The organism is Streptosporangium minutum (assembly GCF_002149035.1).
GTDB classification, from domain to species: Bacteria; Actinomycetota; Actinomycetes; order Streptosporangiales; family Streptosporangiaceae; genus Streptosporangium; species Streptosporangium minutum.
In genome coordinates this window covers 1-12,077 of record NZ_NGFP01000277.1, presented here as the reverse complement: position 1 = coordinate 12,077, position 12,077 = coordinate 1, and the positions used below count along the sequence as shown (strand labels likewise).

The following is a 12,077-nucleotide window of genomic DNA, read 5'->3' as shown; positions in this document are numbered from 1 at the left end:
CCACCTCCCCACCATGACCACCGGCCCCGACAGCGACCCCCGCAACCCCGACCTGGAGATCCACCCCGACCGGCTGGCCTACACCATGTTCACCTCCGGCTCCACCGGAGTGCCCAAAGGCGTCGCGGTGACCCACCGCGACGTCATGGCCCTGGCGGCCGACCGGCGCTGGCGGGACCACCGCCGCGTGCTGTCGCACTCCCCCTTCGCCTTCGACGCCTCAACCTACGAGCTGTGGGTGCCGCTGCTCAACGGCGGGACCGTGGTCGTGGCCCCGCCCGGCCCGGTGGACGCCTCCGTCGTGCGCCGGGCGCTGGAGGAGGAGCGGGTCGACGCAGTCTTCCTGACGACCGGCCTGTTCAACCTGCTGGCCCAGGAGGCGCCCGCCGTACTGGCCGCCGTCCCGCACCTGTGGACCGGCGGCGAGGCCGCCTCCCCCGCCGCGGTGGAGCGGATCGTCGCCGCCGGCGGCACCGTCCACAACGCCTACGGCCCCACCGAGACCACGACGTTCGCGCTGTCGCACCCGGTGACCKGCCCCTCCCCCGGCGCCGTCCCCATCGGCGGCCCGCTGGACGCGATCCGCGCCCACGTCCTGGACGACATGCTGCGCCCGGCCCGGGAGGGGGAGCTGTACCTCGCCGGCGACCACCTGGCCCGCGGCTATCTCGGCCGCCCGGACCTGACCGCCGAGCGCTTCGTCGCCGACCCCCACGGCGAGCCCGGAACGCGCATGTACCGCACCGGCGACCTGGTACGGCGCCGCGACGACGGGCGTCTGGAGTTCGTCGGGCGGGCCGACGGCCAGGTGAAGATCCGGGGCTTCCGGATCGAGCTCGGCGAGGTCGAGACCTTCCTCGCCCGCCACCCCGAAGTGGCCCAGGTCGCCGTCATCGCCAGGGAGGACCGTCCGGGGGACAAACGCCTGGCCGCCTACCTCGTCCCCCACGACCCGCCCGCCGCCGGCGCCGGCGCCGGACTCGTCGAGCGGATCCGGCAGGCCGCCGGGGAGGCGCTGCCCGCCTACATGGTCCCTTCCGCCTTCGTCGTCATGGACGCGCTGCCGCTCAACCACAACGGCAAGATCGACCGGCACGCCCTGCCCGCGCCCGAGACGGCGGCCTCCGGCACGGCCCCGCGCACGCCGGTCGAGGAGACCCTGTGCGAGCTGTTCGCGCAGGTGCTCGCCGTGCCGGGGATCGGGATCGACGACGACTTCTTCTTGATGGGCGGGCATTCGCTGCTGGCCATGCGGGTGGTGACCGGGGTCAGGTCGGCGCTCTCCGCCGAGTTGCAGGTGCGGGCGGTCTTCGAGGCGCCCACCGTCGCCGCGCTGGCGGTCAGGGTCGAGGAGGCGAGGGCCGGCGGCGCCGGCGGGATGCGGCCGCCGCTCGTCCGCGCGGAGCGTTCGGCCCCGCCGGCGCTCTCCTTCGCCCAGCACCGGCTCTGGATCGTCGACCAGCTCGCGGAGCCGGGCGGCCTCTACACCATCCCGCTGGTCCTGCGCCTGTCCGGGCGGCTGGACAGGGCGGCGCTGGAGGCCGCGATCGGGGACGTGGCATGGCGGCAGGAGACTCTGCGGACGGTCTTCCCCGCGCGGGACGGCCGGCCGTCGCCACGGGTGCTGGAGGCCGTACCCGGGCTGACCGTCGTGGAGACCTGCGAGGCGGAACTCCGGGCGGCGGTCGAGAAGGAGGCGCTGCGCCCCTTCGACCTCTCGGCCGAGCCACCGGTGCGGGCGCTGCTGTTCGCGCTGGGATCCGGCGCTCCCGTCGAGCCGGACGAGCACGTGCTGGTGCTGCTGCTGCACCACATCGCCATGGACGGGTGGTCGCTCGCCCCGCTCAGGCAGGACCTGGCCCTGGCCTACACGGCCCGCACGCGCGGTGAGGTCCCTTCGTGGGAGCCGCTGCCCGTGCGGTACTCGGACTACGCCCTGTGGCAGCGCGACCTGCTCGGCGACGCGGCGGACCCGGGCAGCCCCATGAGCGTGCAGACCGCCTACTGGCGGGAGGCCCTGGCGGGGATGCCCGACGAGCTGGCGCTGCCCGCCGACCGGCCCCGCACGCCGGCGACCGGGCACCGGGGCGCGTCGGTGCCCCTGCGGCTCTCGCCCGACCTGCACGGGCGGCTGCTCGCCCTGGCCAAGGCCAACCGGTCCACGCTGTTCATGGTCGCGCAGGCCGGACTGGCGGCGCTGCTGACCCGGCTGGGGGCCGGGACCGACGTGCCGATCGGCGCTCCCGTGGCCGGCCGTACCGACGAGGCGCTGGACCGGCTGGTCGGCTTCTTCGCCAACACGCTGGTGCTGCGCACCGACACCTCGGGCGACCCGACCTTCCGCGAGCTGCTGGCCAGGGTGAGGGAGACGGACCTGGCGGCGTACGCGCACCAGGACGTGCCGTTCGACCAGGTGGTGGAGGCGGTCAACCCGCCGAGGATCCCCGGCTGTCCCCCGCTCTTCCAGGTGATGCTCGCTCTGAACAACACCCGGGAGGACGAGGCCGGGCTGCCGGGCCTGACGACGACGCCGGACCCCGCCTACTCGCTGTACGGCTTCGGCGGCGCGAAGTGCGACCTGGCGTTCGGCCTCACCGAGAACGTCTCCGCCGGCGCTCCCGCGGGCGTCGACGGGGTGGTGCAGTACGCGACCGACCTGTTCGACCGCGGCACGGTCGAGTCGATCACCGCTCGGCTGGTGAGGCTGCTGGAGGCGGTGGCGGCGGATCCGGACGCCCGCGTGGGCGCGGTGGAGCTGCTGGCGCCGGACGAGCGCTACACACTGCTGGAGAAGTGGAACGACACGGCGGTCCGGACGCCCGGGGGCAGCCTGGCCCGGCTGTTCGAGGCGCGGGTGGCGGCGGCTCCGGACGCCGAGGCGGTGGTCTGCGGCGAGGTCCGCCTCACGGCCGCCGAACTGAACGCGCGGGCCAACGCGCTGGCACGACGCCTGAACACCGCCGCAGTCGGCCCCGAATCCCCCGTCGTGGTACTCATGCAACGCTCCGTCGACGTGGTGATCGCCCTGCTCGCCGTGGTCAAGGCCGGCGGCGCCTACGTCCCCCTGCACCCCGGACTGCCACCCGCGCGGATGCGCTGGATCGCCGAACAGACCAACGCCCAGGTCGCGATCACCGACGACACCTACGCCGGACACGAACTGACCCGCCACCTCCCCACCATGACCACCGGCCCCGACAGCGACCCCCGCAACCCCGACCTGGAGATCCACCCCGACCGGCTGGCCTACACCATGTTCACCTCCGGCTCCACCGGAGTGCCCAAAGGCGTCGCGGTGACCCACCGCAACGTCGCCGCCTTCGCCGCCGACCGGCTCTGGCACGGCTCCGGGCACCGCAGGGTCCTGTTCCACACGGCTTCCTCGTTCGACGTCTCCATGTACGAGCTGTGGGTGCCGCTGCTCAACGGCGGGACCGTGGTCGTGGCCCCGCCCGGCCCGGTGGACGCCTCCGTCGTGCGCCGGGCGCTGGAGGAGGAGCGGGTCGACGCGGTGTTCCTGACGACCGGCCTGTTCAACGTGCTGGCCGAGGATTCGGCCGCGCTGCTCGCGAAGGTCCCGCAGCTGTGGATCGCCGGTGAGGCCGCCTCCCCCGCCGCGGTGGGGCGCGTCCTGCGGGAGGGCGGCACCGTCCACAACGGCTACGGCCCCACCGAGACCACGATCTACGTCACCGCCCACCACGTGACCTCTCCGGGAGCCGTCGTCCCGATCGGCCGCCCGCTCGACAACACGCGCGCCTACGTCCTGGACGGCAGGCTCCGCCCGGTGCCCGCGGGCGTGCCCGGCGAGCTGTACATCGCCGGCGACCACCTCGCCCGCGGCTATCTCGGCCGCCCGGACCTGACCGCCGAGCGCTTCGTCGCCGACCCCCACGGCGAGCCCGGAACGCGCATGTACCGCACCGGCGACCTCGTCCGCTGGCTCCCCGACGGCCTCCTCGACTACCTGGGCCGCGTCGACGACCAGGTCAAGATCCGCGGCATCCGCATCGAACTCGGCGAGATCGAGGCCGTGCTCGCCCGTCACCCCGCCGCGGCCCAGGTCGTGGTGCTGGTCAGGGAGGACCAGCCGGGCGACAGACGCCTGGTCGCCTACCTGGTCCCGTACCGGCGGGCCGACGGCTCCTCCCCGTCGGCGTCCCCTTCGGCGGACGCTGAGCTCTCCGGACAGGTACGGCGGTTCGCCGAGGAGGCGCTGCCCGCCTACATGGTCCCTTCCGCCTTCGTCGTCATGGACGCGCTGCCGCTCAACCACAACGGCAAGATCGACCGGCGCGCCCTGCCGGTGCCCGCGTGGCAGGAGCCGGCCGCCGTCAAGCAGCCGCCCCGGACGGAGGCGGAGGAACTGGTCGCGGAGATCTGGGCCGAGGTGCTCGGCCTGGACCGGATCGGCGTGCATGACGACTTCTTCGCACTCGGCGGCAACTCGCTGCTGGCCATCAGAGTCGTCTCCAGGATCAGGGCGGCCGTGGATCTGGAGATCCCGGTCGACGCGGTCTTCACCAGCCCCACGGTCGAGCGGCTCGCCGACGCCGTCGAGGCGCTGCTGATCGCGGACATCGAAGGACGGAGTCCGTAGTCCCGCAAGGCCGTAGTCCCGGCAAGGATCAGCAAGGAAGGAAAAGCCTCGGATGACCGATCAGCTGTCGGGGCGCGCCGTCGCACTTCCGGCGGACAAACGTGCCCTCCTGTCGCAGCGACTGCGCGGGCGGGCCGGGAGCACCACCGTCCAGCCCCGGCCCGCGGGGACCGCGCCACCGCCGTCCAGCGGGCAGGAGCGGTTGTGGTTCATGGAGCAGCTGGCTCCGGGGAACACCGCGTACACGATCCCGCTGGCCGTACGCCTGACGGGCGAGCTGGACACCGAGCTGCTCCGGGAGGCTCTGACGGCGCTGATCTCCAGGCACGAGGCCCTGCGGATGCGCTTCCCCGCGCGGGACGGGCGGCCGGAGGTCGTCGTCGACGAGCCGGGGCCCGCCGTGCTGAAGGTCGTCGAAGCCGGCACCGCCGAGCGGGCGGCGGAGCTCGTCGGCGAGGAGCTGGTCCGGCCGTTCAACCTGGCGGCCGACGCGCTGCTGCGGGCGGTGCTGGTCCGCCTCGGACCGGACGACCACGTGCTGCTGCTGGCCGTCCACCACATCGTCAGCGACGGCCAGTCACTGGAGATCATGGCCGACGAGCTGCTCAGGCTGTACGGCGGGCTCCGCGAGGGCGCGCCGCCGGCGCTGCCCGAACAGTCCGTCCAGTTCGGCGACTTCGCCGTGTGGGAGCGGGAGCGGCTGGCGGGTCCGGCCGTCGAGCCCGACGTCGCCTTCTGGCGCGAGCAGCTGGCCGGGCTGCCCGACCTGGAGCTGCCCACCGACCGTCCGCGCCCGGCCGAGCAGCGCTTCGACGGCGCGGTCCACGCCTTCACCTGGGACGCGGAGCTGGCCGGGGCCGCGCGTGAGCTCGGCGGCGCGCACGGCGCCACGCTCTACATGACCCTGCTCGCCGCCTACCAGGCGGTGCTCGCCCGGCACGCGGGCCAGGACGACTTCGCGGTGGGCTCGCCGGTGGCCGGACGCCCCTACCGCGAGCTGGAGGAGGTGGTCGGCTCCTTCGTCAACATGGTGACCCTGCGCAGCCGTACCGGCGACGATCCCACCGTCGCCGAGCACCTGCTGCGCACCAGGGAGACCGTGCTCGGCGCGCTCGCCCACCAGGACCACCCCTTCCACCAGCTCGTCAACGACCTGCGGGTGGAGCGGGACCCCAGCCGTTCGGCGATCTTCCAGGTGACCTTCACGCTGACCAACCGGGTGGCGCGCGACAGGACCGTCGCCGGGCTGGAGGTCGTCCCGTTCGACCCGCCGCTGGCGGTCTCCCAGTTCGACGTCGCGCTCTACGTCACCGAGACCGACGAGGGACTGAGCGGCTTCTTCACCTACCGCACCGACCTGTTCGATCCCGCCTCCATCGAGCGTGTCGAGCACTCGATGCGGCGCTTCCTGCGGGAGGCCGCCGCCGACCACGGCCGCCGCCTGTCCGAGGTGTCGCTGCTCGGTGCGGAGGAGCGCGAGGCGCTGCTCGGGGACTGGGCGGGCACCCGCACCTGGCGGCCCGCGCACCGCACACTCGGCGCGATGGCGGAGGCCCAGGCGGCGCGGACCCCCGACGCGGTCGCCCTCGTCGCCGGGGAGCGCTCACTCACCTTCGCCGAGCTGCACCGCCGGGCGAACCGGCTGGCCAGACGCCTGCGGGACTCCGGCGTCGGCCCCGACGCGCGCGTCGCGATCTGCCTGGAGGGGACCGTGGACGCCGCGGTCGCGATCCTCGCGGTGCTCAAGGCGGGCGGCGCCTACCTGCCGCTCGACCCCGAGCAGCCGCGCGAGCGGCTGGAGTTCCTGCTCGCCGACTCGTCGGCCGTCGTGCTGGTCACCGATTCGGCGCTGCGCGACCGGGCTGCCGGTTTCACCGGCACGGTCGTCGAGCTGGACCGGCTCCCCGCGGAGGGCGACGACACCGCGCCGGAGCCGCTCGCCGGCCCCGACGACCTCGCCTACGTGATCTACACCTCCGGCACCACCGGGCGGCCCAAGGGCGTCGGCGTCCAGCACCGGCACATCGTGGCCTACCTGGAGTACATCCGCGAGGACTACGACATCGCGCCCGGCGCCGCCTTCGGGCTGCTCCAGTCGCTCGCCTTCGACTTCAGCATGCTGATGTTCTACCTGCCGCTCACCGGTGGCGGCACCCTCCACCAGCTCCCCCGCCGCGGCTCCGGGCCCGAGCTGGCCGACGCCGTGCGCACCCTCGACTACCTGAAGATGACGCCCTCCCACCTCGCCGCGCTGGGCGCGGAGGTGGAGCCGGAGCGGCTGCTGCCGCGCCGCGCGCTCGTCCTGGCGGGCGAGGCGTCGCCGGCCGCCTGGGTCCGCGATCTGGCCTCCCGCGCGGACTGCGCGATCTTCAACAGCTACGGCCCCACCGAGACGGTCGTCGCGGTGACCACCGAGCGGGTGGACCCCGGGGCGCCCGCGGCCGGTACGGCCTGGCCCATCGGCCGCCCGCTCCCCGACGCCCGCGTCTACGTGCTGGACCAGGCGCTGCGCCTGGTGCCGCCGGGTGTCGCGGGCGAGCTCCACATCGGCGGCGACACCCTGGCCCGCGGCTATCTCGACCGTCCCGCGCTGACCGCCGAGCGTTTCGTCGCCGACCCCTACGGTGCGGCCGGATCCCGCATGTACCGCACCGGCGACCTGGTCCGCAGGCTCGACGACGGGCGTCTGGAGTTCCTCGGCCGCACCGACCACCAGGTGAAGATCCGCGGCTACCGGGTGGAGCTCGGCGAGGTCGAGGCCGCGCTCGGCGCCCTCCCCGGGGTCGTCCAGGGCGTCGTGGACCTGCGCGGCGACCACCTCGTCGCCTGGCTGGAGAAGGAGCCGGGGGCGGAGGAGACCCCGGTCTCCGAGCTGCGGGCGCGCCTGCTCGACCGGCTGCCCGAGTACATGGTCCCCGGCCGTTTCGCCTGGCTCGACCGCTTCCCGCTCCAGGCCCACGGCAAGGTGGACCGCAGGGCGCTGCCGGACCCCGAGCCCGAGCGTCTGGACCAGCGGCCCGGCTACACCGCACCGGCCGACCCGACCGAGGAGTCCATCGCCGCGATCTGGGCGGGCGTCCTCGACCTCGAGCGGGTCGGCACCGGCGACAACTTCTTCGACCTCGGCGGCCACTCGCTGCTGGCCACCCAGGTCGTGGCGAGGATGCGCAAGGCCTTCCCCGAGAGCAGGCCGCCGATCGGCGTGCTGGAGATGTTCAAGCACCCCACGGTCGCCGAGCTCGCCGGGCTCGTCACCGAGCGCAGGGGCGAGACGGCGGCGCCGCGCCGGATACTCGCCGAGCTGACCCGCCCGATCGCCCCGGAGGACCGCGTCGGCTCCGTCATCTGCGTGCCGTACGGCGGCGCCAACGCGGTCGTCTACCAGACGCTCGCCGACGCGATGCCCGCCGGCTACTCCCTCTACGCGGTCGCCGCCCCCGGGCGCGAGCCCGGCGAGGAGGGGCAGCTGCCCTACGGGGAGGTGGCGCGGCTCTGCGTCGAGGAGATCGCCGAGCACGTCCGGGGACCGATCGTGGTCTACGGGCACTGCGCCCCCGGCAGCGCGCTGGCCGTGGAGCTGGCCCAGCGCATCGAGGCGTCGGGGCGCGAGCTGGACGCCCTCTACCTGGGCGGCATCTTCCCCTTCGCCCGGCCCAGGGGCCGTCTCCTGGGCTCGCTCAGCACGCTGATCAACGACCGCCTGCACGGCACCCGCACGGTCGCCGCCGAGCTGCGCGCGCTCGGCGGCGACATGTCCGGGCTCGACGAGGAGCAGGTGGCCTTCACCGTCGAGCTGATGCGCGAGGACGGCCGGATGGCCGAGGAGCACTTCACCAGGCTTCTCGGCACCGAGCAGCCCCGGCTGAGGGCGCCGATCGTCTCGGTCGTCGGCGAGCGCGACCCGAGCACCGAGTTCTACCAGGAGCGCTTCAAGGAGTGGTGCTTCCTGTCCGACTCCTCGTCGCTGGTCGTCATCGACGAGGCCGGGCACTTCTTCCCCAAGTACCGGGCCGGTGAGCTCGCCCGGATCCTCACCGGCGTCCACACCGCAGACGCGGCCTGGCGGCAGGCGCACTCGCGCGAGGCGGGCGGCACCTGGTGGCTCCAGGACAGCGTGGAGCGGCAGGCCGTGCGGGAGGAGCGCGAACCGAGCATGCGCCGGTTCCTGCCCGTCGCGCTGGGGCAGCTCGTCTCGCTCACCGGCTCGGCCCTCACCGAGTTCGCGGTGCCGATCTGGATCTACACGGTCACCGGGTCGCTGGCCCACTTCGGGCTCATCGCCCTGCTCGCCCTGGTGCCGGGCATCATCGTGGCCCCGCTGGCGGGCGCGGTGGTCGACCGCTACGACCGGCGGCGGGTGATGATCGCCGGTGACCTGGTGTCGGGCGTCACCCAGGCGGTGATGCTCGCCCTGCTGCTGACCGGCCGGCTCTCGGTCGGCCCGCTCTACGCGCTGATAGCCGTCGTCTCCGTCTCGGTGACATTCCAGCGTCTGGCCTACCAGGCGTCGATCCCGCAGCTGGTGCCCAAGCGCTACCTCGGGCACGCCAACGGCATCGTGCAGCTCGCGATCGGCACCGCCCAGTTCCTGGTCCCCCTCATCGCGGTCGGCCTGCTCGCCGCGATCGGGCTGGAGGGCATCCTGACCATCCAGGTGGCGGCCTATACCTTCGCCATCGTCGTGGTGCTCCTCGTCAGGTTCCCCACCACGCTGGGGCTGCGCCGCCGCGAGCCGATCTCGGCCGAGATCGCCAACGGCTTCCGGTTCTCGCTGGGCCACCGGAGCTTCCGCGGCATGCTGTTCTTCTTCGCCGGCGTGAACCTCTTCCTGGCCCCCATGTTCGTCATGGTCTCGCCGCTCGTCCTCTCCTTCGCCCCGCTTCAGGCGGCCGGCGCGGTGGCGGTCGCGGCCGGGGCGGGCGCGATCACCGGCGGCGTCGCCATGAGCCTGTGGGGCGGCCCGACCCACCGCAGGCTGCGCGGCGCGATCGCCGCGACGATGCTGATGGCGGTCGCCGGCGTGCTGACCGGGCTGCGGCCCAGCCTCTGGCTGATCGGCGTCGGCGCCTTCGGCATGTCCTTCGCCCTGGCCATGATCAATGGCACGATCATGACGATCATCCAGGTGAAGGTGCCGCACCGCTTCCAGGGCCGGATCATCGCGGTCAACACCATGATCGCCGCAGCCACCGTGCCGCTCGGCTTCGGCGTCATCGCCCCCCTCGCCGGCCCGCTCCTCGATCCGCTGCTGGCCGTGGGCGGCCCGCTCGCCGGCACCCTCGGCGCGATCATCGGCACCGGGCCGGGGCGCGGGATCGGGCTTCTCTACCTGCTGTGCGGGCTCGGCATGGCCCTGCTGGTGCTCGCCGCCACCCGGATCGGGACCCTGGCGCGCTTCGACGACGAGGTGCCCGACGCCAAGCCCGACGACCTCGTCGGCATCGAAGAGCTGGAAAGGACCCACGCATCGTGAACACCACCATCGCCTGGGAGGTCAGGGAGGGCAGGCCCGCCGCGGCCGACGCCCGGGGCTCGGACCTGGGCGAGACCTGCGACTGGCTGCGGGAGAACCGCGGGGCCATCCGTTCGGGCCTGGACGAGCACGGCGCCCTCTATCTGCGGGGGCTGCCGGTGAAGGGGGTGGAGGACTTCGCCGGGGTACGCGACGCGCTGATCTCCGAGCTCGCCGGGTACGTCGAGAAGGCCACCCCTCGCAGCCACTTCGGCAAGGACGTCTACTCCTCCACCGACCTGCCGCCGTCGCAGTCGATCCGCCCGCACAACGAGAACAGCTACGCGCTCACCTTCCCCGGGCTGCTGATGTTCGGCTGCCTGATCGCCCCCGACGAGGGGGGCGCGACCCCGGTGACCGACGTGCGCAAGGTGCTGCGGAACATCCCGCAGCCGCTGGCCGACCGGTTCCGCGCGCACGGCTGGTCCCTGGTGCGCAACTACGGCGACCACATCAGCCTCGGCTGGCGCACCGCGTTCGGCACCGAGGACAGGGACGAGGTCGCCGCCTACTGCGCGGACAACCACATCGCCCACGAGTGGGTGGGCGGCGACCAGCTCCGCACCGTGCAGCGCCGCTCGGCGACCATCCGCCATCCCGGGACCGGCGAGGAGGTCTGGTTCAACCACACGGTCTTCTGGAACGAGTGGGCGCTCGACCCGGAGGTCCGCGAGGTGTTCCTGGAGGACCTGGGCCACGACAACCTGCCCTTCAACACCGCCTACGGCGACGGCGAGCCGATCTCCAGGCAGGATGTGGAGACCATCGACGAGGCCTACCGCCAGGCGACGGTCAGGGAGACATGGCGGCCGGGTGACATTCTGATCGTCGACAACATCCTCTCCGCCCACGCCCGCGAGTCCTTCAAGGGGCCACGCAAGATCGTGGTCACCATGGGCGACCCGGTGCCTCTGGACACCTGCGCCCCGACCGTCCGGCCGCAGGCCGGCTTCGCCAAGGCCACGGCCGGGGCGGGAGCGGGGGCCGGGGAGCCCGCCAGGCCCGCGAAGGCGCGCCGCTGGTTCGGCCGCCGCTCCTGACCGCCGGCCGTCCCGGTGCCGCCCGCTACCGGGGCGGGCGGCACCGGGACGGCCGGCCCGCCTCACTCCGGCCGGCCGTCGCCGAGCGGGATGCGGACGTCGTACGGGCTCATGCCTGTTCCTCCTGGTGGGGGCGCCGGTCGAGCAGGGCGCGGGTCAACGGGTGCCGGGGCCGGGCGAGAACGTGCCCGGCGCCGCCCTCCTCCGCGATCCTCCCCTCCGAGAGGATCACGACGTGGTCCGCCAGGCGCGCGACGACACCCATGTCATGGCTGATCAGCACGAGGGTCAGCCCGAGAGCGCGGCGGAGCCCGTCGAGCAGGTCGAGGACGCCGGCCTGTGTGACCGTGTCCAGGCCGGAGGTGATCTCATCGCAGATGAGGACGTCGGGGGAGGCGAGCAGCGCGCGGGCGAGCGCCGCGCGCTGGAGCTCTCCGCCGGACAGTCCCCCGGTGCTGCGAGCCGCCGCGGCCGGGCCGAGCCCGACGCGTCCGAGCATGTCCAGCGCCGCCTCCCGCGCCTGCCCCGGGCCGAGGCCGCGCAGCCGTACGGCGGTGCGGCTCACCTGCTCGGCCACCGTCCGGCCCGGGTCGAAGGAGGCGTGCGCGTCCTGGAAGACGTACTGCACGCGGGCCACGTCCTCGCGGCGCCGGCGCGACAGCGACGGGGCCAGAGGCCGCCCGTCGAGCAGCACGGTCCCGCGTGCGGGCTCGTGCAGTCCCGCGACGCAACGGGCCAGGGTGGTCTTCCCGCTCCCCGAACGCCCGACCAGTGCCAGGCACTGCCCGGTGGCCACCCGCAGCGACACGTCGTCGAGCACCGGGCCCGAGCGGTGCCCGGCCGCCAGGCCGATGACCTCGATCCGCACCCCTCCCGGCGGGACCTCCGGGCCGGGGAGGGGGCTCGCCGGGGCCGGACGGGGGAC

At 73.9% G+C, this 12,077-nt stretch carries 4 protein-coding genes; 3 read left to right on the top strand and 1 reads right to left on the bottom strand.

Going from position 1 to position 12,077, the window contains the following annotated elements; translation table 11 throughout:
• Positions 1-13: 13 nt before the first annotated feature.
• From CA984_RS37600 to CA984_RS37590, 3 genes are read left to right on the top strand one after another with little or no spacing between them, the layout of a single operon-like run.
• Complete coding sequence (locus CA984_RS37600) at positions 14-4,600, top strand: non-ribosomal peptide synthetase (protein ID WP_086578160.1); 4,587 nt, start codon at positions 14-16, stop codon at positions 4,598-4,600.
• Between the two features lie 52 nt (positions 4,601-4,652).
• The gene (locus CA984_RS37595) at positions 4,653-10,073 is read left to right on the top strand and encodes a non-ribosomal peptide synthetase/MFS transporter (RefSeq protein WP_086578159.1); all 5,421 of its coding nucleotides are present in this window, start codon (positions 4,653-4,655) and stop codon (positions 10,071-10,073) included.
• Positions 10,070-11,152, top strand: a complete 1,083-nt coding sequence (locus CA984_RS37590; RefSeq protein WP_086578158.1) for a TauD/TfdA family dioxygenase — start codon at positions 10,070-10,072, stop codon at positions 11,150-11,152. Before CA984_RS37595 ends, CA984_RS37590 begins: the two co-directional genes overlap by 4 nt.
• Positions 11,153-11,261: 109 nt before the next feature.
• On the opposite strand, the gene CA984_RS37585 is transcribed toward CA984_RS37590, so the two are convergent.
• Positions 11,262-12,077, bottom strand: an 816-nt coding sequence (locus CA984_RS37585) for an ABC transporter ATP-binding protein (protein ID WP_133061892.1), incomplete at its 5' end; no start/stop codon positions are given.

Excerpts from the sequence above, each read along its gene's own strand:
- CA984_RS37595 (WP_086578159.1), top strand. The coding sequence starts at position 4,653 with ATGACCGATCAGCTGTCGGGGCGCGCCGTCGCACTTCCGGCGGACAAA.